21 protein-coding genes and 2 tRNA genes are annotated in these 24169 nt (G+C 58.2%); 18 read left to right on the top strand and 5 right to left on the bottom strand.

Translation table 11 applies throughout. The annotated features are described in order from the left end of the window. The first annotated feature begins 14 nt into the window (after positions 1 to 14). The 4 genes from ftsH (at position 15) to secG (ending at position 4906) form a co-directional block, all read left to right on the top strand. A complete protein-coding gene (gene ftsH / locus ACL2XM_RS17550) occupies positions 15 to 1946 on the top strand; it encodes an ATP-dependent zinc metalloprotease FtsH (protein ID WP_410016518.1) in 1932 nt (643 codons plus the stop codon). Positions 1947 to 2192: 246 nt separating this feature from the next. Next, positions 2193 to 3038, top strand: coding sequence for a dihydropteroate synthase (gene folP, locus ACL2XM_RS17545; protein ID WP_413722092.1), 846 nt, complete (start codon positions 2193 to 2195; stop codon positions 3036 to 3038). Further along, positions 3035 to 4372, top strand: a complete 1338-nt coding sequence (glmM, locus tag ACL2XM_RS17540; protein WP_410016516.1) for a phosphoglucosamine mutase — start codon at positions 3035 to 3037, stop codon at positions 4370 to 4372. Before folP ends, glmM begins: the two co-directional genes overlap by 4 nt. Before the next feature lie 201 nt (positions 4373 to 4573). Next, positions 4574 to 4906: a preprotein translocase subunit SecG gene (gene secG / locus ACL2XM_RS17535; RefSeq protein WP_410016515.1), complete on the top strand. Its 333-nt coding sequence runs from the start codon at positions 4574 to 4576 to the stop codon at positions 4904 to 4906. 114 nt (positions 4907 to 5020) lie between these two features. On the opposite strand, the gene ACL2XM_RS17530 is transcribed toward secG, so the two are convergent. Further along, positions 5021 to 5149: a hypothetical protein gene (locus ACL2XM_RS17530; RefSeq protein ID WP_410016514.1), complete on the bottom strand. Its 129-nt coding sequence runs from the start codon at positions 5147 to 5149 to the stop codon at positions 5021 to 5023. Here ACL2XM_RS17530 and ACL2XM_RS17525 point away from each other — a divergent pair. From ACL2XM_RS17525 to ACL2XM_RS17470, 12 genes are all read left to right on the top strand, one after another. Next, positions 5124 to 5210: transfer RNA gene (locus ACL2XM_RS17525), tRNA-Leu, on the top strand. The genes ACL2XM_RS17530 and ACL2XM_RS17525 overlap by 26 nt on opposite strands. A gap of 306 nt (positions 5211 to 5516) precedes the next feature. Then, on the top strand, positions 5517 to 6605 hold the full coding sequence (locus tag ACL2XM_RS17520; RefSeq protein ID WP_413731301.1) for a hypothetical protein: 1089 nt from the start codon (positions 5517 to 5519) through the stop codon (positions 6603 to 6605). 373 nt (positions 6606 to 6978) lie between these two features. Beyond that, positions 6979 to 7055: transfer RNA gene (locus tag ACL2XM_RS17515), tRNA-Met, on the top strand. A 217-nt stretch (positions 7056 to 7272) separates the two neighbouring features. After that, on the top strand, positions 7273 to 7725 hold the full coding sequence (gene rimP / locus ACL2XM_RS17510) for a ribosome maturation factor RimP (RefSeq protein ID WP_410016512.1): 453 nt from the start codon (positions 7273 to 7275) through the stop codon (positions 7723 to 7725). A gap of 21 nt (positions 7726 to 7746) precedes the next feature. Further along, a complete protein-coding gene (gene nusA / locus ACL2XM_RS17505; protein WP_410016511.1) occupies positions 7747 to 9234 on the top strand; it encodes a transcription termination factor NusA in 1488 nt (495 codons plus the stop codon). Between the two features lie 25 nt (positions 9235 to 9259). After that, positions 9260 to 11968 (top strand): translation initiation factor IF-2, encoded by a 2709-nt coding sequence (gene infB / locus ACL2XM_RS17500; RefSeq protein ID WP_410016510.1) that lies wholly within the window; start codon positions 9260 to 9262, stop codon positions 11966 to 11968. A 64-nt stretch (positions 11969 to 12032) separates the two neighbouring features. Continuing rightward, positions 12033 to 12446 (top strand): 30S ribosome-binding factor RbfA, encoded by a 414-nt coding sequence (rbfA, locus tag ACL2XM_RS17495; RefSeq protein ID WP_410016509.1) that lies wholly within the window; start codon positions 12033 to 12035, stop codon positions 12444 to 12446. Continuing rightward, the gene (gene truB, locus ACL2XM_RS17490) at positions 12446 to 13387 is read left to right on the top strand and encodes a tRNA pseudouridine(55) synthase TruB (RefSeq protein ID WP_413722094.1); all 942 of its coding nucleotides are present in this window, start codon (positions 12446 to 12448) and stop codon (positions 13385 to 13387) included. Before rbfA ends, truB begins: the two co-directional genes overlap by 1 nt. A 117-nt stretch (positions 13388 to 13504) precedes the next feature. Beyond that, the gene (rpsO, locus tag ACL2XM_RS17485; protein ID WP_331123068.1) at positions 13505 to 13774 is read left to right on the top strand and encodes a 30S ribosomal protein S15; all 270 of its coding nucleotides are present in this window, start codon (positions 13505 to 13507) and stop codon (positions 13772 to 13774) included. 238 nt (positions 13775 to 14012) lie between these two features. After that, on the top strand, positions 14013 to 16130 hold the full coding sequence (gene pnp, locus ACL2XM_RS17480; RefSeq protein ID WP_410016507.1) for a polyribonucleotide nucleotidyltransferase: 2118 nt from the start codon (positions 14013 to 14015) through the stop codon (positions 16128 to 16130). Positions 16131 to 16279: 149 nt separating this feature from the next. Continuing rightward, complete coding sequence (gene nlpI / locus ACL2XM_RS17475; protein WP_410016506.1) at positions 16280 to 17164, top strand: lipoprotein NlpI; 885 nt, start codon at positions 16280 to 16282, stop codon at positions 17162 to 17164. 173 nt (positions 17165 to 17337) lie between these two features. Then, positions 17338 to 19266 carry a DEAD/DEAH family ATP-dependent RNA helicase gene (locus ACL2XM_RS17470; protein ID WP_413722095.1) on the top strand — a complete coding sequence of 643 codons (1929 nt, stop codon included), beginning with the start codon at positions 17338 to 17340 and terminating at the stop codon, positions 19264 to 19266. Positions 19267 to 19361: 95 nt separating this feature from the next. On the opposite strand, the gene ACL2XM_RS17465 is transcribed toward ACL2XM_RS17470, so the two are convergent. The 3 genes from ACL2XM_RS17465 to ubiU all read right to left on the bottom strand — a co-directional run bounded on the left by ACL2XM_RS17465 (position 19362) and on the right by ubiU (position 22405). Then, positions 19362 to 20372: a luciferase-like monooxygenase gene (locus ACL2XM_RS17465; protein WP_413722096.1), complete on the bottom strand. Its 1011-nt coding sequence runs from the start codon at positions 20370 to 20372 to the stop codon at positions 19362 to 19364. Between the two features lie 145 nt (positions 20373 to 20517). Beyond that, on the bottom strand, positions 20518 to 21396 hold the full coding sequence (locus tag ACL2XM_RS17460; protein ID WP_413731300.1) for a U32 family peptidase: 879 nt from the start codon (positions 21394 to 21396) through the stop codon (positions 20518 to 20520). Between the two features lie 13 nt (positions 21397 to 21409). After that, positions 21410 to 22405: a ubiquinone anaerobic biosynthesis protein UbiU gene (gene ubiU, locus ACL2XM_RS17455; protein ID WP_410016502.1), complete on the bottom strand. Its 996-nt coding sequence runs from the start codon at positions 22403 to 22405 to the stop codon at positions 21410 to 21412. Positions 22406 to 22697: 292 nt separating this feature from the next. Here ubiU and ubiT point away from each other — a divergent pair, with 292 nt between their 5' ends. Next, on the top strand, positions 22698 to 23222 hold the full coding sequence (gene ubiT / locus ACL2XM_RS17450; RefSeq protein WP_410016501.1) for a ubiquinone anaerobic biosynthesis accessory factor UbiT: 525 nt from the start codon (positions 22698 to 22700) through the stop codon (positions 23220 to 23222). Then, on the top strand, positions 23216 to 23725 hold the full coding sequence (locus tag ACL2XM_RS17445; protein WP_410016500.1) for a GNAT family N-acetyltransferase: 510 nt from the start codon (positions 23216 to 23218) through the stop codon (positions 23723 to 23725). The genes ubiT and ACL2XM_RS17445 overlap by 7 nt, the downstream gene beginning before the upstream one ends. On the opposite strand, the gene ACL2XM_RS17440 is transcribed toward ACL2XM_RS17445, so the two are convergent. Next, positions 23706 to 24065, bottom strand: coding sequence for a GIY-YIG nuclease family protein (locus ACL2XM_RS17440; RefSeq protein WP_413731298.1), 360 nt, complete (start codon positions 24063 to 24065; stop codon positions 23706 to 23708). The genes ACL2XM_RS17445 and ACL2XM_RS17440 overlap by 20 nt on opposite strands. Positions 24066 to 24169 lie beyond the last annotated feature (104 nt).

Genomic DNA, 24169 nt, shown 5'->3' with positions numbered 1-24169 from the left:
ATCCCTTGAGTGACATGGCGAAAAACCTGATTCTCTGGTTGGTCATCGCAGTAGTGCTGATGTCTGTATTTCAGAGCTTCGGGCCCAGCGAGTCCAATAGCCGTAAGGTGGATTACTCTACCTTTATGTCTGAATTAAATCAGGATCAGATTCGGGAAGCGCGAATTAACGGACGTGAAATTAACGTTACCAAGAAAGACAGTAACCGCTATACCACGTTTATCCCGGTCAATGATCCCAAGTTGTTGGATATCCTGCTGACCCGGAACGTTAAAGTCGTCGGTGAGCCGCCGGAAGAACCAAGCCTGCTGGCCTCGATCTTTATTTCCTGGTTCCCGATGCTGTTGCTGATAGGCGTCTGGATCTTTTTTATGCGTCAAATGCAGGGCGGCGGCGGCAAGGGGGCGATGTCCTTCGGCAAGAGCAAGGCCCGGATGCTGACTGAAGATCAGATCAAAACCACCTTTGCCGACGTTGCGGGCTGCGACGAAGCAAAAGAAGAAGTCAGCGAACTGGTCGATTACCTGCGTGAACCGAGCCGCTTTCAGAAGCTGGGCGGGAAAATCCCTAAAGGCGTGCTGATGGTCGGGCCGCCCGGGACCGGTAAAACCCTGCTGGCCAAGGCCATTGCCGGTGAAGCCAAAGTCCCGTTCTTCACCATTTCCGGCTCGGATTTCGTGGAAATGTTTGTCGGCGTCGGCGCGTCGCGTGTGCGCGACATGTTTGAACAGGCAAAGAAAGCCGCGCCATGCATCATCTTTATCGATGAAATCGATGCGGTGGGGCGCCAGCGCGGCGCGGGCTTGGGCGGCGGTCATGACGAACGCGAACAGACCCTGAACCAAATGCTGGTGGAAATGGATGGCTTCGAAGGCAATGAAGGCATCATCGTTATCGCGGCGACCAACCGTCCCGACGTGCTGGACCCGGCGTTGCTGCGTCCCGGCCGTTTTGACCGCCAGGTGGTCGTCGGCCTGCCGGATGTGCGCGGCCGTGAGCAGATCCTGAAAGTCCATATGCGCCGGGTACCGTTGTCCACTGATATGGACCCGTCGGTTATTGCCCGCGGCACCCCCGGTTTCTCGGGCGCCGATTTGGCCAACCTGGTCAATGAGGCCGCGTTGTTTGCCGCCCGGGGCAGCAAACGCGTGGTCTCGATGGTGGAATTTGAAAAGGCCAAGGATAAAATCATGATGGGCGCCGAACGCCGCTCCATGGTGATGACCGAAGCGCAAAAGGAATCCACCGCCTACCACGAGGCGGGCCACGCCATTATCGGTCGCCTGGTGCCCGAGCATGATCCGGTGCATAAGGTGACGATTATTCCGCGCGGCCGCGCGCTGGGCGTGACGTTCTTCCTGCCGGAAGGCGACGCCATCAGCGCCAGCCGCCAGAAGCTGGAAAGCCAGATCTCCACGCTGTACGGCGGCCGTCTTGCTGAGGAAATCATTTACGGCGTGCAGAAGGTTTCCACCGGCGCGTCCAACGATATCAAGGTGGCAACGTCCATTGCGCGCAATATGGTGACCCAGTGGGGCTTCTCCGAAAAGCTGGGGCCGCTGCTTTACGCCGAGGAAGAAGGCGAAGTGTTCCTGGGCCGCTCGGTGGCTAAGGCCAAGCATATGTCCGATGAGACGGCGCGTATTATCGACCAGGAGGTGAAATCCCTGATTGAACGCAACTATGCCCGGGCGCGCACTCTGCTGATGGAAAATATGGATATCCTGCATTCGATGAAGGATGCCCTGATGAAATATGAAACCATCGACGCCCCGCAAATCGACGATTTAATGGGCCGTAAAGCAGTGCGTCCGCCCGCGGGCTGGGATGATTCGCCGAGCAATCACTCCTCCGACAACGGCGGCACGCCTAAAGCGCCGACGCCGGTGGATGAACCCAACACCCCGACCGGCAACACCATGTCGGAGCAGTTCGGCAACAACTAAGCGCCTAAACAAAGCGTGGTGCCCGTACTCTCCTCCAACAGCCCCGGCTCAGCAGCCGGGGCTTTTTTATGCCTGGCCGGCCGGCGCGCGTCCCTGGTCGCGTTGTGCTCCTGCCGGTGTCCTAATGCGCATCGCAATGCTAAGATATGCCCGCGGCCGTATTCCGGCCTCTTCCCATTATGTTTTTAACGACGATGACGCCAGGACGCCGATTCGCACCACGTATTGCTCAAAGGAGAAAATCGTATGCAACTTCAGCTTGGCCAGCGCGTACTCGATCTGGGTTCCCCGCAGGTGATGGGGATCCTGAACGTCACGCCGGACTCCTTTTCCGACGGCGGCAAGTATCGCCGGCTTGACGCGGCGCTGGCCCATGCGCAGGCCATGGTTGCGGCCGGCGCGACGCTGATTGATATCGGCGGGGAATCCACCCGGCCCGGCGCCGCCCCGGTAAGCGACCAGGAAGAGGCTGACCGCGTGCTGCCGGTCGTCAGCGCGCTGGCGCAGCGGCTGGATGTGGCAATCTCGGTGGATACCTCGCGCGCGCTGGTGATGCGCGAGAGCGCGGCGGCGGGCGCCCATTTGATAAACGATATCCGCGCCCTGCGCGATCCTGGCGCCCTGGAGGCGGCCCGCGACAGCGGACTGCCGGTTTGCCTGATGCACATGCAGGGTGAACCGCGATCCATGCAGCAGGCGCCGCATTATGACGATGTCCTGGCGGAGGTAGATCGCTTTTTCGCCGGGCGTATCGCCGACTGCGTGGCGGCGGGAATCCCGAAAAACAAGCTATTGCTCGATCCGGGTTTCGGTTTCGGCAAGGATTTGGCGCATAATTACCGCCTTCTGGCCCGGGTGGGGGATTACCATCATTTCGGCCTGCCGCTCCTGGTGGGGATGTCGCGCAAATCCATGATAGGCCAACTTACCCAGGCGCCCGCGGAACAACGCGTTATCGGCAGCGTGGCCTGCGCGGTGATTGCCGCCATGCAGGGCGCGCAGATAATTCGCGTCCACGATGTCAAGGCAACCGTCGAGGCGATGCAAATCGTCACCGCGACTCTTTTAGCGAAGGAATCACTATTTGTATGAGTAACCATAAATACTTTGGCACCGACGGTATTCGCGGCAAGGTCGGCGAAAGCCCCATTACCCCTGATTTTGTGCTGAAGCTGGGATGGGCGGCGGGCAAGGTACTGGCGCGACATGGTTCGCGTAAAATCATTATCGGCAAGGACACGCGCATTTCGGGATATATGCTGGAGTCGGCGCTGGAGGCGGGGCTGGCCGCGGCGGGATTGTCCGCCGCCTTTACCGGGCCGATGCCCACCCCGGCCATTGCCTACCTGACCCGTACCTTCCGGGCGGAAGCGGGCATTGTCATTTCCGCCTCCCATAATCCCTATTACGACAACGGCATCAAATTTTTCTCCATCGACGGCACCAAGCTGCCGGATGCGGTGGAGGAGGCCATCGAAGCCGAGCTGGAAAAAAACCTGACCTGTGTGGAAAGCGCCGAGCTGGGCAAGGCAAGCCGCATTGTCGACGCGGCGGGCCGCTATATCGAGTTCTGCAAAGGCACGTTTCCCAGCAACAGCAGCCTGAAGGGATTAAAAATCGTGGTGGATTGCGCCAACGGCGCCACTTACCACATCGCCCCAAGCGTGCTGCGCGAACTGGGGGCGCAGGTGGTGGCCATAGGCTGCCAGCCGGACGGCATGAATATCAACCAGGAGTGCGGCGCCACCGACGTGCGCCTGTTGCAGCGGCGCGTGCTGGAAGACAAGGCCGATCTTGGCATTGCTTATGACGGCGACGGCGATCGGGTGATTATGATCGACCACCTGGGCAACAAGGTGGACGGGGATCAGATCCTCTATATCATCGCCCGGGAAAAACTGCGCCAGGGCCAGCTCAGCGGCGGCGTGGTGGGTACGCTGATGAGCAATATGGGGCTGGAACTGGCGCTTAGGCAGTTGGGTATCCCGTTTGTGCGCGCCAAGGTAGGCGACCGTTACGTGCTGGAGAAAATGCAGGAGAAGGGCTGGCGCATCGGCGCGGAAAATTCCGGCCACGTGATCCTGCTGGATAAGACCACCACCGGCGACGGCATTATCGCCGGATTGCAGGTTCTCTCCGCCATGGTGGGCAATCATATGACCCTGCACGATCTGTGCAGCGGCATGCGTCTGCTGCCGCAAATCCTGGTGAATGTGCGCTTTGCCGGCATCGGCGACCCGCTGGAATCGGCGGCGGTAAAACAGGCGCAGGCGGACGTCGAGATAGCCCTGGCGGGGCGGGGCCGGGTGCTGCTGCGTAAATCCGGTACCGAACCCCTGATCCGGGTTATGGTGGAGGGGGAGGACGCGGAACAAGTTAACCGCCTGGCGCATCTTATTGCCGATGCGGTAAAAGCGGCGGATTAAGCGGCATGGCGCGCGGGCAAGCGCGCTTCCCGCTGCGCGGATGACGTTTTTTTCCGCAATCAGCGCGTTAGCCGCAATTTGCCCTTGCACGACTTAACGGCTTTAGTTAGTATTCACACCCGCTCCAGTCGGAGATTGTGACAACCGGATTGGGGCCATAGCCTAACGCGCGGTTTAACCCGCAAGGATACTGAAAAGATTATGTACGAAGCTCTGTTAGTCATATTCCTGTTGATAGCTGTCGGGCTGGTTGCGCTGATTATGCTGCAACAAGGTAAAGGTGCTGATATGGGGGCCTCTTTCGGCGCAGGCGCTTCCGCGACCCTGTTCGGTTCGAGCGGTTCCGGTAACTTCATGACCCGTGTGACGGCCGTGCTGGCAACGCTGTTTTTTATCCTCAGTCTGGTGTTGGGCAACCTTAGCGGCAGCCACAGCCAGAAAGGCAGCGAGTGGGATAATTTGAACCAGGCTCCGCAAGCGCAAAAGGCACCGTCCGAAGCGCCGGCGAAACCGAATAACGATATCCCGCAGTAATAGGTACCGTTTTATCTGAAGCGACGGGCGAAAAGAAACACGCCGGAGTGAGCAAATGCTGGTATGCCCAAGTGCGGGTGTCCAGAGATGTCGGTGTGCAGAAATGCCGGTATCTCACAATAGCGTCACGGCGTTAAGTAATACCTGAAAATAACCGGTAACCAGCCGGATAAAAAGATAACTGGTTGCGCAATGCAGCGGATGTGAAAAAATCAGTGCCGAGGTGGTGGAATTGGTAGACACGCTACCTTGAGGTGGTAGTGCCCGATTGGGCTTACGGGTTCAAGTCCCGTCCTCGGTACCAAGTTTAAATAGAAGACGTCGCTGGACGTCTTTTTGCTTTTTAAGCACCGTCAAACCGGCGGGCAAACAGGCTTACCCTTCTTCAATTCGATGTTACCCTAATCTTCCCCCTTGAATGACACCCCTCTTTCCCGTGCCGGCATTCATTTGACCATAAGCGATTTATACAATTATACGCCCATGCGATATGAGAAATTAGCAGCGAAATAATTTTACATGGCCGGCTTTGGGCCGGGATGGCGGATCGCGCCAAGAGTATTGTCGCCAAAATGCATCCGAGCATTTAATGAAAAAGTGGGGGAGTAAAATGACAACAGTATCCTTTACGCCAGGGCAACAGCCCCCGGAATACAGGGGTTGGCAAGAGCGGTTAACGCGCACTGAGCAAGATAAAATCGACGCCGCCGCCGCCGGGCGGGCGCTAAAAAACATGGGTTCCGCGTTTGTCGGTAAACTCTCCGGGGCAAAGAATTCACTGCTGACGCTGCGCTCCGGTATTAAACAAACATCCTGGGCGGTTGGACATGGCATGGCGCGTCTGTTGGATAAACTCGCCATCGCCGGCAAGAGGATAGCCGCCGCCGCGCGCCGCTCTTCCCATGCAAGCGCTAGGGATATGCTCACCAAGCCGGTCTATAGGACCGTGCGGCCTGACCATGTTATCGGCCCCTTGCTGAATGACGGCGATTCACTGGCAGTCAATGGTAAAGAAATCAGGGACTATTTAATCAATAACCCCGGCAGTCCCCTTTTTGCCTCCGGCAATATCAAGATTACCGGACACACCATTAGCTTCATACAGCCGGAGACTATCCCGGGTACCGCGATGACCATTACCGGGCTGACCCTGGATAGCCGGGATAGCCACAGCGGCGAGGTACTCGGCGCGCTAAGGGAGGTTTTGCAGGATCCCAAAGCAATCTTCGGCAGCCTGGCTGAGTTATGCGCAATAATGACCGTGAACGACAAGCTCAACGTCGTGAAGATGCGCACCGCGCAGCTTATCGCTGACCAGTTGAACCAACCGTCGGTGAGGAAGGCATTGGTAACGCCGAAGTACGAATCGGCGATCAATAGCCTGGTGGCATATGACCCCAGAACGGATACCTATAAGCCCTGGTTTACCCCTGCGGCGCTTCACCGGAACGTCACGCCGCCCGGCGAACCGGCATCTGCGGCGCGCGCGCCTGAAAAGCCGGTGGTCCCGCCGCGTCCGCCATGGCTTAGCAACGCCAGGTCAGTAGCGGTTCCAAACCGGACGGCGGGTACTGAGTCCACCATTGCCGGGGGCGTTAATAACGGCGCCGTTAATGCGCCGGTTGGGCGCGCGGGACCAACGGTCCACGATGCCGGCAAGAGCGTGGCAGAGCTGCGCAAGCTATTTGATAAGCCATGACTCTCGCGGTATTGCCTGTGATGGTTGGCCGGGAAAAGCATAGCCGCGCGCGCTGTGCTTTTCCCCCGCGGGTCGACGCTCTCTTCCCATCACCGGATGTCGGCGCGCGCTGAAAGAAGGCTTGCCCGACCGCCGGTGTTATGAAATACTCTGCCTCCCCAATCGCTAACGTCAGCCGCGTGCGGTTTCTACCAGGCGTTGCAGTATCGGTGGTTTGCCGGCGTCATTTTCCGCTAGGAAAAAAACGCTATGGCCCTTAAAAGGCCGTAAATACATGAGATTGGCGGGATCTTTTGCTCAACGTTACCGTTTGTTATGTAATGATAACTTGCTTTTTTATGGTTATCGGCGTAATATTTGCAACGTTTTCAGACGCGGGGTGGAGCAGCCTGGTAGCTCGTCGGGCTCATAACCCGAAGGTCGTCGGTTCAAATCCGGCCCCCGCAACCACTTTCCCTTAGAGTTCTTTTTCAAATATACTGCCCAGTACGTTATACTGTTTGATATCGCAGCGGCGTTTGAAAAAAGATTCTATGGAATGTTGTAAAGCCGCTTTGCGGCTTACAGGGTCCCAGTCGCAAAAAGCCCCGAATTTTCGGGGTTTTTTGTTATTAAACTACAGAAATACTGGGCTTTTTAGCCCTTTTTTTATGTCTTGGGGGTGGGCTTGTCCACATTAGAACAAAAATTGACTGAGATGATCGCCGCACCGGTGGAAGCCTTGGGCTATGAGCTGGTAGGCATAGAATTCATCCGGGGCCGGCAGTCAACGTTACGCATCTATATTGATAGTGACAAGGGTATCACCGTCGATGATTGTGCTGATGTCAGCCGCCAGGTCAGCGCGGTGCTCGACGTCGAGGATCCGATCCAAGTGGCCTACAGCCTCGAGGTGTCTTCTCCGGGTCTCGATCGTCCGTTATTCGCCGCCGCGCATTATACGCAGTTCATCGGTGAAGAAGTCAGCGTGGTTTTGCGCATTGCGGTGCAAAACCGTCGCAAATGGCAGGGAATCATTAAAACGGTTGACGGCGAAATGATCACGGTGACGGTGGAAGGAAAAGATGAAGTGTTCGCTTTAAGCAACATCCAGAAAGCGAACCTGGTACCCCACTTTTAACGTTTTAATGAGGCAACTAGGATGAATAAAGAAATTCTGGCTGTTGTTGAAGCAGTTTCCAATGAGAAAGCGGTTCCGCGCGAAAAAATTTTTGAAGCGCTGGAAACTGCACTGGCTACGGCAACAAAGAAAAAATACGAGCAAGAGATTGAGGTTCGTGTCAATATCGATCGGAAAACCGGCGATTTCGAAACCTTTCGCCGTTGGGTCATCGTGAATGAAGTCACGCAGCCGACGCGCGAAATCACCTTTGACGCGGCGCAGTTTGAAGATCCGGCGGCCGTATTAGGCGGTTACGTCGAGGACGAAATTGAATCCGTGGTATTTGACCGCATCACGACCCAAACCGCTAAACAGGTTATCGTCCAGAAAGTGCGTGAAGCCGAACGCGCCATGGTCGTGGATCAGTTCCGCCAGCATGAAGGCGAAATCGTCACCGGCGTAGTGAAAAAAGTCAATCGCGACAATATCAGCCTCGATTTGGGCAGCAACGCCGAAGCGGTGATTGGCCGTGAAGACATGCTGCCGCGCGAGAACTTCCGCCCCGGGGATCGTATCCGCGGTGTTCTTTATTCAGTACGTCCGGAAGCACGCGGCGCCCAGCTGTTTGTGAGCCGTTCCCGCCCAGAAATGCTGATAGAATTATTCCGTATCGAAGTACCGGAAATCGGCGAAGAGGTCATTGAGATCAAGGCCGCCGCCCGCGATCCGGGTTCACGGGCTAAAATCGCCGTGAAAACCAACGACAAGCGTATCGATCCGGTCGGCGCCTGTGTCGGTATGCGCGGCGCGCGCGTACAGGCGGTGTCCAGCGAATTGGGCGGCGAACGTATCGATATCATCCTGTGGGATGATAATCCGGCGCAGTTTGTCATCAACGCCATGGCCCCGGCCGACGTGGCCTCCATCGTGGTCGATGAAGACAAGCACCAGATGGATATCGCGGTGGAATCCGGCAACCTGGCCCAGGCCATCGGCCGTAACGGGCAGAACGTCCGCCTGGCCTCGCAGCTAAGCGGCTGGGAGCTGAACGTGATGACCGTCGAGGATCTGCAGGAGAAACATCAGGCCGAAGCCCATGCCGCCATCGATATCTTCACCAAGTATCTGGACATTGATGAAGAATTCGCCACGGTACTGGTTGAAGAAGGCTTTTCCTCATTGGAAGAACTCGCGTATGTCCCAATGAAGGAACTGCTGGAAATCGAAGGGCTTGATGAAGAAATGGTAGAAGCGTTGCGTGAGCGGGCGAAAAACGCCCTGACCACGCTCGCCCTGGCGCAGGAAGAGAATCGCGGCGGGGGCAAGCCGGCTGAAGACCTGTTAAGTCTACCGGAGCTTGAGCGCGAAATGGCGTTCAAGCTGGCGGAGCGCGGTGTTTGTACGCTGGAAGATCTTGCCGAACAGGGTGTCGATGACCTGTCAGATATTGAAGGGCTGAGTAGTGAAAAAGCCGGTGAGCTGATTATGGCCGCGCGCAATATCTGTTGGTTTGGCGACAACGCGTAATAAACTGTAGCAGGAAAGGAACAGCATGACAGATGTAACCGTAAAATCGCTCGCCGCAGAAATTCAGACTCCGGTCGATCGCCTGGTACAGCAGTTTGCTGATGCTGGTATCGACAAGACCGAAGCCGATTCTGTGACCCAGCATGAAAAACAAACGTTATTAGCGCACCTGAACCGTGAGCGGGGCAGCGCGCCGAATAAACTCACTTTACAGCGTAAAACCCGCAGTACCTTGAATATTCCGAGTACAGGCGGTAAAAGTAAATCGGTGCAAATAGAAGTCCGCAAGAAACGCACGTACGTGCAACGCGATCCCCAGTCTGCCGAACAGGCGGAAGCGGAAGAGCTGGCTAAACGTGAAGCGGAAGAACTGGCCCTTCGTGAGGCTGAAGAGCGTGCTGCGCATGAAGCCGCTGAAAAAGCCAAGCATGAAGCCGAAGAAAAAGCAAAACGTGCGGCCGACGATAAAGCCAAACGTGAGGCCGCTGATACAGCGAAGCGTGTGGCAGCGGAAAGTGAAAAATTGACCAACCAGCAGACCAATAATATGACTAAGTCACCACAGGCGGTCGAAAAAGCCCGCCGTGAAGCCGAGGCCGCTGAGCTTAGACGTAAAGCGGAAGAGGAAACGCGTCGCAAGGTTGAAGAAAGTGCACGCCTCGCCGTCGAAGAAGCCAAGCGGATGGCGGAAGAAAACGGCGGCACCTGGGTTGCCACGCCGGAACCGACGGAAGAAGATGCCAGTGACTATCACGTCACCACCTCTCATCACGCCCGCGAGGCGGAAGATGAAAACGACCGTAAGGTCGAAGGTGAGCGTCGCGCCCGCACGCGCGGCGGCAAGGCGACCAAACAGAAAAAGACCAGCCGTCTGTCCGAATCCAAGGCCGACCGTGAAGAAGCGCGCGCCGTGGGCCGTAAAGGCAAGCGCAAGCCAAGCACGCTGCAGCAGAGCTTTAATAAGCCCGCCCAGATCGTTAACCGCGATGTGGTGATTGGCGAAACCGTCACCGTTGCCGAACTGGCCAATAAAATGGCGGTGAAAGGTTCCCAGGTTATCAAGGCGATGATGAAACTCGGCGCCATGGCGACCATCAACCAGGTTATCGATCAGGAAACCGCGCAGCTGGTGGCCGAGGAAATGGGCCATAAAGTTATCCTGCGCCGCGAGAATGAACTCGAAGAAATGGTGATGAGCGACCGCGATATCGACGCGGCGGCCGAACCCCGCGCGCCGGTGGTGACCATTATGGGTCACGTCGACCATGGTAAGACCTCGTTGCTCGACTATATCCGCTCCACGAAAGTGGCGGCAGGCGAAGCCGGCGGCATCACCCAGCATATCGGCGCCTACCATGTGGAAACCGAGAATGGCATGATCACTTTCCTGGATACCCCCGGACATGCGGCGTTTACCGCCATGCGTGCGCGCGGCGCCCAGGCGACGGATATCGTGGTGCTGGTCGTGGCCGCTGACGACGGCGTGATGCCGCAGACCATCGAGGCCATTCAGCACGCCAAGGCGGCGAAGGTGCCGGTCGTGGTGGCGGTGAATAAAATCGACAAACCCGAAGCCGATCCGGATCGGGTGAAGAACGAGTTAACCCAGTACGGCGTGATCCCGGAAGAATGGGGCGGCGAAAGCCAGTTCGTCAACGTGTCGGCGAAATCCGGCGTCGGTATCGACGAACTGCTTGACGCTATCCTGCTGCAGGCCGAAGTGCTGGAGCTTAAAGCCATCCGCAACGGCATGGCCAGCGGCGCGGTGATTGAATCCTTCCTGGATAAGGGCCGCGGCCCGGTTGCGACCGTACTGGTGCGCGAAGGCACGCTCAATAAAGGCGATATCGTCCTGTGCGGCTTTGAGTACGGCCGTGTGCGCGCGATGCGCGACGAGTTGGGACGTGAAGTCTCCTCGGCCGGCCCCTCCATCCCGGTAGAGATCCTCGGCCTGTCCGGCGTGCCCGCCGCGGGTGATGAAGCCACGGTGGTGCGTGACGAGAAGAAAGCGCGGGAAGTGGCCTTATACCGTCAGGGCAAATTCCGCGAAGTCAAACTGGCGCGCCAGCAGAAGTCCAAGCTGGAGAATATGTTCGCCAATATGACCGAAGGCGAAGTCTCCGAGCTGAATATCGTGCTGAAAGCCGACGTTCAGGGCTCCACCGAAGCGATTTGCGATGCTCTCGAAGCCTTGTCCACCGCTGAGGTTAAGGTCAAGATTGTCGGCTCCGGCGTCGGCGGCATCACCGAAACCGATGCCACCCTGGCCGCGGCGTCCAACGCCATCATCCTGGGCTTCAACGTTCGTGCCGATGCCTCCGCCCGCCGGGTGGTTGAAGCGGAAAGCCTGGACCTGCGCTACTACTCGGTTATCTATGACCTGATTGATGAAGTCAAACAGGCCATGAGCGGTATGCTGGCCCCGGAATATCGCCAGGAAATCATCGGTCTGGCCGAAGTGCGCGATGTGTTCCGCTCGCCGAAGTTCGGCGCCATCGCCGGTTGTATGGTGACGGAAGGCGTGGTGAAGCGTCACAACCGTATCCGCGTGCTGCGCGACAATGTCGTGATCTACGAAGGCGAGCTGGAATCCCTGCGCCGCTTTAAGGATGACGTCAACGAAGTGCGCAACGGCATGGAATGTGGTATCGGCGTGAAGAACTACAACGATGTCCGTCCGGGTGATGTGATTGAAGTCTTCGAAACCATCGAGATTCAACGCACCATCGAGTAAACCGCCGCGAACATTTATTGATGCAAGGGGGCTTATGCCCCCTGTTTTGTCTGGAGAAATTATAATGGCAAAAGAATATAGCCGAACCCAGCGCGTCGCCCAGGAAATGCAAAAAGAAATTGCCATCATCCTGCAGCGCGAAATCAAGGACCCCCGCGTCGGCATGGCCACCGTCTCCGGCGTGGAAGTGTCGCGCGACCTGGCCTACGCCAAGGTGTTCGTGACCTTCCTTAATGATAACGAACCACAGCAGATAAAAATCGGCATCACCGCGCTGCAGGACGCCTCCGGGTTTATCCGCAGCCTGCTGGGCAAGGCCATGCGCCTGCGCGTCGTGCCGGAACTGACCTTCTCCTACGATAACTCGCTGGTGGAAGGCATGCGCATGTCCAACCTGGTCAGCCAGGTGGTGCAAAAAGATCGCGCCCGCCGCAGCGAAGCCGAACCCGACGAGGGCGGCGAGGGCAAGGAAGACTGATGGGCCGCCCAAGTCGTCGCGGCCGCGATATTGACGGCATCGTATTGCTGGACAAGGGGATGGGCCTCTCCTCCAACGATTTGCTGCAAAAAGTTAAGCGGCTGTTCCACGCCAATAAAGCCGGGCACACCGGCGCGCTGGATCCGCTCGCCACCGGTATGCTGCCCATTTGCCTGGGGGAAGCGACTAAATTCTCCCAGCATCTGCTTGATGCGGACAAGCGCTACCGGGTGGTGGCCCGGCTGGGCCAGCGCACCGATACCTCCGATGCCGAGGGCACTATCATCAGCGAGCGCCCGGTGGCAATCGATCAGGTCCGGCTGGAGCAGGCCCTGGCGCGCTTTCGCGGCGAAACGCCGCAAACGCCCTCGATGTATTCGGCGCTGAAATACCAGGGCAAACCGCTGTATGAATATGCGCGCCAGGGAATAGATGTACCCCGTCCCACGCGTTTGATTACCCTGTATGCGCTGGAGTTGATCCGCTGGGATCAGGATAGCGTCGAGCTGGAAATCCATTGCTCGAAAGGCACCTATATTCGCACGATCGTCGACGATCTGGGCGAAATGCTGGGCTGCGGCGCCCATGTGATTGTCCTGCGCCGCCTGGCGGTGGCGCGTTATCCCGCGGAGCGCATGGTCACGCTGGAACAGTTGCAGGCACTGGCCGCCGCCGATCCGCTGGCGCCGGCCACCCTCGCCGCGCTTGACAGCCTGCTGCTGCCGATGGACAGCGCGGTGGATGATATGCCCGAGCTCAATTTGCCGCCGGCCGCCGCCGGCCTGGTCAGAATGGGCCAAACGGTCGCCACGGCCGATGCGGCGCGGACGGGTATGGTCCGGTTGACCGAAGGGGTGGAACGGCGCTTTTTCGGCGTGGGGGAAATCACCGAAACCGGCCTGGTCGCCCCCCGGCGGCTGGTGGCCGAACCGCGCGTTTGATTGAGTGCGCGCCTTGCGATCGGGGTGCGCTAAGAGTAGAATAGCGCGGCTTATGAATGGGGTTGCTGAATTAGAGATCGGCGCCTGTGTATTTCACAATAAATCTGGAGTGTTATAATGTCTCTAAGTGTTGAAGCGAAAGCTAAAATTGTTACTGATTTCGGCCGTGATGCCAACGATAGCGGTTCCACCGAAGTACAGGTTGCTCTTTTGACCGCTCAAATCAGCCATTTGCAAGGCCATTTTGCGGAACATAAAAAAGATCACCACAGCCGTCGTGGCCTGCTGCGTATGGTTTCACAGCGTCGTAAGCTGCTTGACTACCTGAAAGGTAAAGATGTCGCACGTTACACCGGCCTGATCGAGCGCCTGGGCCTGCGTCGCTAAGCCAGACAGTTTCGGTAGAAAGGGGCCTTATGTGGCCCCTTTCTTCTAGGGAGCAATAACCTTTCCCGGTAATGCGTTGTTGCTTAAGTAGATTCTTCAATTGCTGACATACGCGCGGCTAATGAGAGACTTTATCCGCAGGGTAAGGATTGTCATTAGTCGCGAGGATGCGATAAGAAGATGGGTTAGTCATCGGTGAGTTTTTCTGATTATGCTCACCCTGAAAAAGGATATCATTTTGCTAAATCCGATCGTGCGCAAGTTTCAATACGGCCAACATACCGTCACCCTCGAAACCGGTATGATGGCTCGCCAGGCGACCGCCGCCGTGATGGTCAGCATGGACGACACCGCGGTATTCGTTACCGTGGTCGGGGCCAAGCAGGCCAAGCCGGGACAGAGTTTTTTCCCGCTGACCGTGAACTACCAGGAAAGAACGTATGCCGCCGGGCGTTTCCCGGGTGGCTTCTTCCGTCGCGAAGGCCGTCCCAGCGAAGGCGAAACCCTGATTTCCCGTCTGATTGACCGTCCGATTCGCCCGCTGTTCCCGGAAGGCTTCCTCAATGAAATCCAGGTGATTGCCACCGTGGTATCGGTCAATCCCCAGGTAAGCCCGGATATCGTGGCGATGATTGGCGCTTCCGCCGCCCTCAGTCTGTCCGGCATTCCGTTCAGCGGCCCGATCGGCGCGGCGCGTGTCGGTTATATCGATAGCCAGTACGTCCTGAACCCGACCATGGCCGAACTGGCCGTAAGCCGTCTGGACCTGGTGGTCGCCGGCACCGCGAACGCCGTGCTGATGGTTGAGTCCGAAGCGCAGCTGCTAAGCGAAGACGAAATGCTGGGCGCGGTGGTGTTCGGCCACGAACAACAGCAGATTGTCATCGACAATATCAATGCCCTGGTTGCCGAAGCCGGCAAACCGAAATGGGAATGGCATGCCCCGGAAGTCAACGCCGCGCTGCAAAGCCGCGTTGCCGCACTGGCTGAAGGCCGCCTGGGCGATGCTTACCATATTACGGAAAAACTTGAGCGCTACGCCCAGGTCAACGCCATCAAGGCCGATGTGGTTGCCGCGCTGCAGGCCGAGGACGACACCCTCGACGAAGGCGACATCAAGGAACTGCTGGGCAGCCTGGAAAAAACCGTGGTCCGTAGCCGCGTATTGCGTGGCGAACCGCGTATCGACGGTCGCGAAAAAGACATGATCCGCGGCCTGGATATCCGTACCGGCGTACTGCCGCGCACCCATGGCTCCGCCCTGTTTACCCGCGGCGAAACCCAGGCGCTGGTGACCGCCACCCTCGGCACCGAACGCGACGCCCAGAACATTGATGAGCTGACCGGCGAGCGTACCGACCGTTTCCTGCTACACTATAACTTTCCTCCGTACTGCGTTGGCGAAACCGGTATGGTCGGCTCGCCGAAACGTCGCGAAATCGGCCATGGCCGCCTGGCGAAACGCGGTGTGCTGGCGGTAATGCCTAAAGCGAGTGAATTCCCGTATACCGTGCGTGTGGTATCGGAAATTACGGAATCCAACGGTTCTTCGTCCATGGCCTCCGTTTGCGGCGCGTCATTGGCCTTGATGGACGCAGGGGTACCTATCAAGGCGGCCGTTGCCGGCATCGCGATGGGCCTGGTGAAGGAAGGCGACAATTTTGTGGTCCTGTCCGATATCCTGGGCGACGAAGATCATCTTGGCGACATGGATTTCAAGGTGGCCGGCAGCCGTGAAGGCGTGACCGCGCTGCAAATGGATATTAAGATTGAAGGCATCACCCGCGAAATCATGCAGGTGGCGTTAAACCAGGCCAAAGGCGCCCGGTTGCATATCCTGGGCGTGATGGAACAGGCTATCAGCCTTCCGCGCGGCGATATCTCCCAGTTCGCGCCGCGTATCCATACCATTAAAATCAGTCCCGACAAGATCAAGGACGTGATTGGTAAAGGCGGCTCGGTTATCCGCGCGCTGACCGAAGAAACCGGCACCACCATCGAAATCGAAGATGACGGTACGGTGAAGGTGGCGGCGACCGATGGTGAAAAAGCCCGTCATGCCATTCGTCGTATCGAAGAGATTACCGCTGAAATCGAAGTGGGCCGCATCTATAATGGTAAAGTGACCCGTATCGTTGATTTTGGCGCGTTTGTGGCCATCGGCGGCGGCAAGGAAGGTCTGGTGCATATCTCGCAAATCGCCGACAAGCGCGTGGAGAAAGTGTCCGACTTCCTGCAGATGGGTCAGGAAGTCCCGGTTAAGGTCCTGGAAGTCGATCGCCAGGGGCGTGTGCGCCTGAGCATCAAGGAAGCGACCGCGCCCGGGCAGGATCAGGTTGTGCCGGAAGTAGAATAATCAGCACGGAATTAGAGTAGAATAACTGTTAGCGCATTTTACAGCTCCTTACCGGGTAGGGAGCTGTTCGTATCACAAGGGCGGGACGCCTTGTGTTAAGCCGATGGGGGACAGGACGTTCATCCAATGTTTTTCTTCGGGAGTGGGAAATGAGGCCTTACTTGCGCTGGTGGTTCGTTGCGATGGCGTTTATGCTGGCAGGATGCAGCAACATTGATTGGCGTAAAGATGACGTTTTAGCTGTGCCATTACAGCCGACGTTACAACAGGAAGTCATCCTGGCACGCATGGAACAAATCCTGGCGAGCCGGGCACTAACCGATGATGAACGAGCACAGCTATTATATGAGCGCGGAGTGCTGTATGATAGTCTCGGGTTGAGAGCGCTGGCGCGAAATGATTTTTCACAAGCGTTGGCTATCCGGCCTGATATGCCTGAGGTTTTTAACTATCTCGGCATTTATTTGACGCAGGCAGGCAATTTTGATGCTGCCTATGAAGCGTTTGATTCTGTACTAGAGCTTGATCCAACTTACAACTACGCGTATTTAAACCGTGGCATTGCCTTGTATTATGGAGGCCGCTACCGTTTGGCGCAGGATGATCTGCAGGCGTTTTATCGCGACGACCCAAATGATCCTTTCCGTTCGCTGTGGCTTTATCTGGTTGAGAAACAAATCGATACCAACAAAGCCAAAGACGCGCTGACTCAGCGCTATAAAAAAGCGAACAGGGGGCAATGGGGATGGAATATTGTCGAGTTCTACCTGGGGGACATCAGTGAAACTACGCTGATGGAGCGCCTTAAGGCGGACGCAACGGATAACACTTCGCTCGCCGAGCATCTCAGTGAAACTGACTTCTATTTAGGTAAGCATTACCTAAGTCTGGGGGACAAGAACTCCGCTTCGGCGCTGTTCAAACTGACGGTCGCTAACAACGTACATAACTTTGTTGAGCACCGCTATGCATTGTTGGAATTGGCGCTCTTAGGCCAAGGGCAAGACGACCTATCAGAATCGGACCAGCAATAGCTGACGAACTAAACTATTCAGCCCATTACCTTTTTTATCATCTGCAAGGGTGAGGGCTTGTTTGTTCGTTTTAAATCCAATTTGAGCCGGTTCACACTTTTGATGAAAATGAATGAATGTTTTCACGACGAGGTATGTAGACTGGCCGCCATGATGAAATGAGGCACGTGTACATGTCTGAAGTTGAAACCAAAGCAGAAATTAATTTTGCCGATCTGGGGCTTTCCACCCCCATCCTGAACGCCCTGACCGACCTGGGTTATGAAAAACCATCGCCGATCCAGTTAGAATGTATTCCGCAGCTGCTCGCGGGACGCGACGTCTTGGGTATGGCGCAAACCGGGAGCGGCAAGACCGCCGCGTTTGCCCTGCCTTTATTACACAATATCAATGCCGAACTGGCTGTACCGCAGGTGCTGGTGCTGGCGCCGACCCGTGAGCTGGCTGTGCAGGTCGCGGAAGCGATTTCCGATTTTGCCAAGCACATGAAAGGCATTAACGTGGTGGCGCTGTACGGCGGCCAGCGTTATGACGTGCAGCTGCGCGCCCTGCGCCAGGGTCCGCAGGTGGTGGTGGGCACGCCCGGTCGTTTGCTCGACCATTTGAAACGCGGCACCCTCGACCTGTCCAAATTAAGCGGACTGGTGCTGGACGAAGCCGATGAAATGCTGCGCATGGGCTTTATCGAAGACGTCGAAACCATTATGGCGCAGATCCCGGCCAAGCATCAGACCGCCTTGTTCTCGGCCACCATGCCGGAAGCGATTCGCCGCATTACCCGTCGTTTTATGAACGACCCGCAGGAAGTGCGCATTCAATCAAGCGTCACCACCCGTCCGGACATCAGCCAGAGCTACTGGACGGTGCAGGGCATGCGTAAGAATGAAGCGCTGGTCCGTTTCCTGGAAGCGGAAGACTTTGACGCCGCCATCATCTTCGTGCGCACCAAAAATGCCACGCTGGAAGTGGCGGAAGCGCTGGAGCACAGCGGCTACAACAGCGCGGCGCTGAACGGCGATATGAACCAGGCGTTGCGTGAGCAAACGCTGGACCGCCTGAAGGACGGCCGCCTCGATATCCTGATTGCCACCGATGTCGCGGCGCGCGGCCTGGATGTTGATCGCATCAGCCTGGTCGTGAACTACGATATCCCGATGGATTCTGAGTCCTACGTTCACCGTATCGGCCGTACCGGCCGTGCGGGCCGCGCCGGCCGTGCGCTGCTGTTTGTTGAAAACCGCGAACGCCGCCTGCTGCGTAATATCGAACGCATCATGAAGCTGACCATTCCGGAAGTGGAAATCCCGACCGGTGACGTCCTGAGCCAGCGTCGCCTGGCTAAATTCGCCGCCAAGGTCCAGGCCCAGTTGGAAAGCAGCGATTTGGATATGTACCGCGCGCTGCTGGCTAAATTGCAGCCGGCGGAAGAGCTGGATATGGAAACGCTGGCCGCCGCGTTGCTGAAAATGGCCCAGGGCGAACGCCCGCTGATCCTGCCGCCTGATCCGGTCATTAATCGTCGTCCGCGCAGCGAGTTCCGCGATCGTGACGAACGTCGCCCTGAAGGCGCCGATCGCGGTGGCGAACGTCCGGCCCGCCGTGAACGTCGCGACGTTGGCGAAATGGATCTGTACCGCATTGAAGTGGGCCGTGATGACGGCGTTGAAGTACGTCATATCGTGGGCGCCATTGCCAACGAAGGCGATATCAGCAGCCGCTATATCGGCAATATCAAGCTGTTTGCTTCCCACTCCACCATTGAGCTGCCGAAAGGCATGCCGGGCGATATGCTGTCGCATTTCACCCGTACGCGCATCCTGAATAAACCGATGAACATGCAGTTTGTCGGCGAAGCAGTGGCCGCGCCGCGCGGTGAACGCCGTGGCGGCGGTGCCGGTGCCGGTGCGCCGCGTGGCGCCTTTGGCGGCGAACGTCGTGAAGGCGGCAACGGTGCTCCCGCCGGTCGTCGCAGCTTCAGCGGCAGCCGTGAAGGCGGCGCGCCGGCGGAACGTCGTTTCAGCGGCAGCCGTGACGGCCAGCGCGGGCCGCGTCGCGAAGGCGATGCCGCCGCCGCGCCGACCACGCGTCGCCGCGATGCATAATCGCTGAATGATAAAAAAACCCGCTGCGGCGGGTTTTTTTATGGCTGAAGGCAACCCGGCTCGGGGGGCAGGGTCAGGTGGGATTTAACAAGCGATTACGCCGTCAGTGCCGACCGCGCCGCCATCGCCAGCTCAAACGAGCGCAGCCGGGCCTGGTGATCAAAAATCTGGCCATTGATCATCAGCTCATCCGCGCCGGTTTTATCGATAATCGCCTGCAGCCCGGCGCGCACCTGATCGCGATCGCCCACCACCGACATGCGCAGCGCCTGTTCCACGCCATATTGCTCGCCTTGCGACCATAACGCGTCGAGGTCCTGCACCGGCGCCGGCAGCGGGCCGGGCCGGCCGCGGCGCAGGTTAATGAACTGCTGCTGCATGGAGGTAAACAGGAAACGCGCGTCGCGTTCGCTGTCGGCGGCCACCACATTGATACACACCATGGCGTAAGGCTGTTCGAGGGAGGCGGACGGTTTGAAATTCCGGCGGTAGAGATCCAATGCCTGCCACAACAGGTCCGGCGCGAAATGCGAGGCGAAGGCAAACGGCAGCCCCAATGCCGCCGCCAGCTGGGCGCTGTACAGACTGGAGCCCAGCAGCCAGATTGGCACATGCAATCCCTGTCCCGGCACGGCCTGCACCGGCTGGCCCGGCTTCGCGTCGTCGAAATAGCCCAACAGCTCCTGCACGTCGCGCGGGAAATTATCCACCTCGCCGGCCAAATGGCGGCGCAGGGCAATCATGGTACGCTGATCGGTGCCCGGGGCGCGTCCCAGGCCCAGATCGATACGTTTGGGGTAAAGGGTTGCCAGCGTGCCGAACTGTTCGGCAATCACCAGCGGCGAATGGTTCGGCAGCATCACGCCGCCGGAGCCTACCCGCAGCGTGGTGGTGCCGCCGGCGATATAGCCCAGCAGCACCGCGGTGGCGGCACTGGCGATACCGGTCATATTGTGGTGCTCGGCCGCCCAGTAACGATGATAGCCCCAGGCCTCGGCGTGGCGGGCGAGATCAAGCGAGCATTCAAACGCCTGCCGGGGCGTGGAGCCCTGGGGTACCGGCGCCAGGTCGAGCAGCGAAAAAGCGATAGGTTGTTGTTTAATCATAAGTAAACTCACAGTCAGTCGTCGCCCATAGCTTTGCGGGCTAATGATAACTATGAGTATTACCCAATTTTCCGCTTTCCGATACTACTAATATTTGTAGGGTTATCGACCGCCGAATCCGCGGCGCACGCCTTGGGGACGCCCGCTACTCCACCAGTTCCAGCCCGGCGATACGCCGCCAGTAGCCGTTGCAGTCCCTGTCGCGCGCCAGCGCCAGGGGCTGCTGTCCCTGCTGGTTGGCCCTAAAACGCTCCAGCATGGCGAGGGTATCCATTCCCTGCGGCGACAGCCGTACCACATCCACCATACCTTGCATGGAGGTCTGTTCGTTAATCAGGTTATAGCAATAGCCGCTTTGGGTCTGGATGCCGTTGAGGACGAATACCCGCTGCTGTTCCTGCGACAAGACCTCGCGCCCCTGCGGATACTTAATGCAGCAGGTTTCACATTCGTCTTTCGGCCGGTTTTCCGAACGCGCGGTAAAACAGCGGGCGGAATAGGCCAGGGGAAGGTGGCCGTAGCTGAACAGTTCCACTTCAAACCTGCCGCGAAAACCGAGCTCGTCGCATTGCGCCAGAATATTGCCCAGCCATTCCCTGGACAGCTCCACCGGCATACACCAGCGCACCATGCCCTGGCGGTGCAGGATGCGCAGGGTATAGGCGTTATAGCAATTCAAGGCGGGACCGGCGACAAACGGCAGCCGGTGTTCCGCCGCGAGGTGCGCCAGGCCGATATCGTTCGCCTCCAGCAGAAACTCGCCGTTGTCCAGATAACGTTTCAGCTCGCTTAATTCCGATGGCGCCTGAATCAGCGCCAGCGTGGAAATCACCACCTGCTTGCCGGCGGACGCCACCGCTTTGGCAAGCGACAGCCAATCGCCGGTTTTCATGGCGCGGCGTTTACTGCAAATGGTCTCGCCCAGATAAATGATATCGGCGCTGCTGTCGCACGCCGCCTGGTAAAAGGCTTCGATATCCGGTTTCGGCCAGTAATAGAGTACCGGCCCCAATGCATATTTCATGTCGGGTCTCCTGTTACTGCCAGCGGCGATGATAGGCGCCAAGCGTGGTTTGCGTTCCTTCGGACACCGCGCCCAGCGCCTCGGTCCATGCGGGCAGCGGCGCAAAATCCTGGGGATTGGCGATACAGCTGTCGATAGCCTGGCGCCAGACCTTGGTCACCTGGCTGACGTAAGCGGGGCTGCGCTGCCGTCCTTCGATTTTCACCGAGGCGATATTGGCCGCCAGCAGTTCGGGAAGCAAAGACAGCGTATTGAGGCTGGTCGGCTCCTCCAGCGTATGATACTTCTGTCCGTCCACGTAATAGCGGCCCTTGCACAACGTCGGGTAGCCGGCGTTTTCGTCCGGGCCGTAGCTGTCGATAAGGACGTTGTTCAGACGCGATTCCATGGCGGAGCCGGTTTGCGTCCAGCGCACGAAACGCGCCGGCGAACAGGCGCCGACGGTATTGGGCGATTCGCCCGTCAGGTAGGAGGAGAGATAGCAGCGCCCCTCCGCCATGATGCACAGGCTGCCGAAGGCGAACACTTCCAGCGGTACCGGGCTGATAAGCGCCAGCTGTTTCACCTGATGCATCGACAGCACGCGCGGCAGCACCACCCGCGCCACGTCAAAATGCTGTTGGTAGAAGCGGATGGCCGCCTCGTTGGTGGCGGACGCCTGCACCGAGACATGGCGTTCAATCTGCGGATAACGCGCGGCGGCGTATTCCAGCATGGCGGGATCCGCCAGGATCAGCGCGTCCGCCCCCGCCTGGGCCGCCATATCCACGGCGCGTTGCCAGCGCGCGTAACCGTCAGGGTGGGCAAATGTATTAATGGCGATATGCAGTTTTCGTCCGTGGCGATGCACGTACTCCTGCGCTTCCTGCAGACGTTTGTCGGTAAAATTCAGGCCGGCGAAATGGCGGGCGTTGGTATCGTCCTTCAGGCCGATATACACCGCGTCGGCGCCGTTATCGACGGCAGCCTTGAGGGCCGGAAGGTTTCCGGCGGGACAGAGCAGCTCCATAAAGCTCCCGAATAGTGTGTTGGCATGGGCGCAGAGCGTGTCATGCCGTAAAGGATCATTAGCCAACGGGTTGTTTTAGCAGCAAATGATGCATAGTCGTCATGGCAATTCTAAATAAGGTTGGCGCGGGAAAGATTGATTTGAGGCAGCTTATGGCGTAATGACAGCATTTAAAGCTGCGACGGCTATGCTTAAATAAGCAATCTTTCTTTATGAATAATTGATGTAGACCCCGACTGGTTTTAACCACTGTGGCAAAATAGGCGCAGATTCGTTAAGAGGAGTAGAAACAGTGTTGGAAAAACTACGAGCACACTTGGTGCGCCGGGGGCCGTCGCTGTTGCGCTTGCCGATCACACTGACACCGTTCGCGTTGCAGCGTCAGGTGTTGGAACAGGCGCTGCGCTGGCAGTTTCGCGCAGCGCTGGCCGAGGGTGAACTGGCTTTTCTGGAGGGGCGCTGGCTTAGGATCGAGGTCGAGGATATCGCGCTGGTATGGTATATGACCGTCGAAAATGAGCAACTGAAGGTCAGCCGCCAGGCGCGGGCCGATGTCAGCTTCAGCGGCAATGCCAACGATCTGATCCTTATCGCCGCCCGTAAGGAGGACCCCGACACGTTGTTTTTCCAGCGCCGGCTGCGCATCGAAGGCGATACCGAGCTTGGCCTGTACGTGAAAAATCTCATGGATTCGATTGATCTGGCCACCATGCCGCCCTTGCTGCGCGCGGCGCTGATGCAGATTGCCGCCTTTATTCAGGCCGGCTTGCAGGAGGGCGTGGATGCCGAGGGCATCCACGTATCCCAGCCGTGCTGATACGCGTGGAAATACCGGTGGATGCGCCGGGAATCGACAGCCTGCTGCGGCGGGCCTTCGGGCGCGACGCCGAGGCGGAGCTGGTCCATCGCCTGCGTGAGGATGGGCTGCTGACCCTGGGTATCGTGGCCACGGACGACGAAGGCGGGGTTATCGGCTACGCGGCGTTCAGCCCGGTGTGGATTGGCGGCGAGGATTGTCAGTGGGTCGGCCTGGCGCCGCTGGCGGTGGAGGCCGCTTTCCGCCGCCAGGGCATCGCCCGGCAGCTGATCTATGAGGGGCTGGACACCCTTAACGAGTTCGGTTATCGCGCCGTGGTGGTCCTGGGCGCGCCCGACTATTATTCGCGCTTTGGTTTCATTCCCGCGGCGCGTTCACAGCTGCATTGCCGCTGGCCCGGCGCGGAAGCCGCCTTCCAGCTGTTTACCCTGGCGGAGGATGCGCTGGAGGGCGTCAGCGGCCGGGTGGAATACGCCGAGCCGTTTAATCAGCTGGCGCTTTGACGGCCGGCTGCCCGCTATTTCCCGGAGAGTCTCCGTCGCCGGTACGCCGGTGCGGCTGCAGGCTCGGCCAGATCGCCTCAAGCGTTGAAGCCTGGCTCGCGACCAGCCGCTCCTTTTGCGCCCGCGTCAGCTGCTTGATGCGATACTCCCATCGCAATGCCCCGCCCCGATCGCCGGCCGGGCAGTGGTAGACCAGAAGCAACGGACCTTTGCCGCGCAGGGCCTTGGCGCCGCTGCCGCGTTGGTGCTGCGCCAGCCGCCGGGCCACATCGGTGGTAACGCCGGTATAGAGGGCGCCGCCGGCGGTGCGAATCAGGTAAATATGCCAGCATGGGGTCATGGAATTGCGCCTTAAGCAGCCAAACGAAATCTAGTGGGAAATGGCCTCTTGGGCAAAGAGTCCATGGGTAATATTTCCAGAAACAGCTATGATGGTACCTACTT

The organism is Sodalis sp. RH20, from assembly GCF_047324205.1.
GTDB lineage: Bacteria > Pseudomonadota > Gammaproteobacteria > Enterobacterales > Enterobacteriaceae > Acerihabitans.
Note: the sequence above shows the minus strand (reverse complement) of the source record. Positions and strands in the feature narration are given on the sequence as shown.

What these genes read in the sequence shown, in the direction of transcription:
- truB (WP_413722094.1), top strand. Translation starts at nt 12,446, where the DNA reads ATGGGCCGCCCAAGTCGTCGCGGCCGCGATATTGACGGCATCGTATTG.
- folP (WP_413722092.1), top strand. Translation starts at nt 2,193, where the DNA reads ATGCAACTTCAGCTTGGCCAGCGCGTACTCGATCTGGGTTCCCCGCAG.
- infB (WP_410016510.1), top strand. Translation starts at nt 9,260, where the DNA reads ATGACAGATGTAACCGTAAAATCGCTCGCCGCAGAAATTCAGACTCCG.
- nlpI (WP_410016506.1), top strand. Translation starts at nt 16,280, where the DNA reads ATGAGGCCTTACTTGCGCTGGTGGTTCGTTGCGATGGCGTTTATGCTG.
- rbfA (WP_410016509.1), top strand. Translation starts at nt 12,033, where the DNA reads ATGGCAAAAGAATATAGCCGAACCCAGCGCGTCGCCCAGGAAATGCAA.
- nusA (WP_410016511.1), top strand. Translation starts at nt 7,747, where the DNA reads ATGAATAAAGAAATTCTGGCTGTTGTTGAAGCAGTTTCCAATGAGAAA.
- ftsH (WP_410016518.1), top strand. Translation starts at nt 15, where the DNA reads ATGGCGAAAAACCTGATTCTCTGGTTGGTCATCGCAGTAGTGCTGATG.
- rpsO (WP_331123068.1), top strand. Translation starts at nt 13,505, where the DNA reads ATGTCTCTAAGTGTTGAAGCGAAAGCTAAAATTGTTACTGATTTCGGC.
- secG (WP_410016515.1), top strand. Translation starts at nt 4,574, where the DNA reads ATGTACGAAGCTCTGTTAGTCATATTCCTGTTGATAGCTGTCGGGCTG.
- ubiU (WP_410016502.1), bottom strand. Translation starts at nt 22,405, where the DNA reads ATGGAGCTGCTCTGTCCCGCCGGAAACCTTCCGGCCCTCAAGGCTGCC.
- ACL2XM_RS17465 (WP_413722096.1), bottom strand. Translation starts at nt 20,372, where the DNA reads ATGATTAAACAACAACCTATCGCTTTTTCGCTGCTCGACCTGGCGCCG.
- glmM (WP_410016516.1), top strand. Translation starts at nt 3,035, where the DNA reads ATGAGTAACCATAAATACTTTGGCACCGACGGTATTCGCGGCAAGGTC.
- ACL2XM_RS17520 (WP_413731301.1), top strand. Translation starts at nt 5,517, where the DNA reads ATGACAACAGTATCCTTTACGCCAGGGCAACAGCCCCCGGAATACAGG.
- ACL2XM_RS17440 (WP_413731298.1), bottom strand. Translation starts at nt 24,065, where the DNA reads ATGACCCCATGCTGGCATATTTACCTGATTCGCACCGCCGGCGGCGCC.
- ACL2XM_RS17470 (WP_413722095.1), top strand. Translation starts at nt 17,338, where the DNA reads ATGTCTGAAGTTGAAACCAAAGCAGAAATTAATTTTGCCGATCTGGGG.
- ACL2XM_RS17460 (WP_413731300.1), bottom strand. Translation starts at nt 21,396, where the DNA reads ATGAAATATGCATTGGGGCCGGTACTCTATTACTGGCCGAAACCGGAT.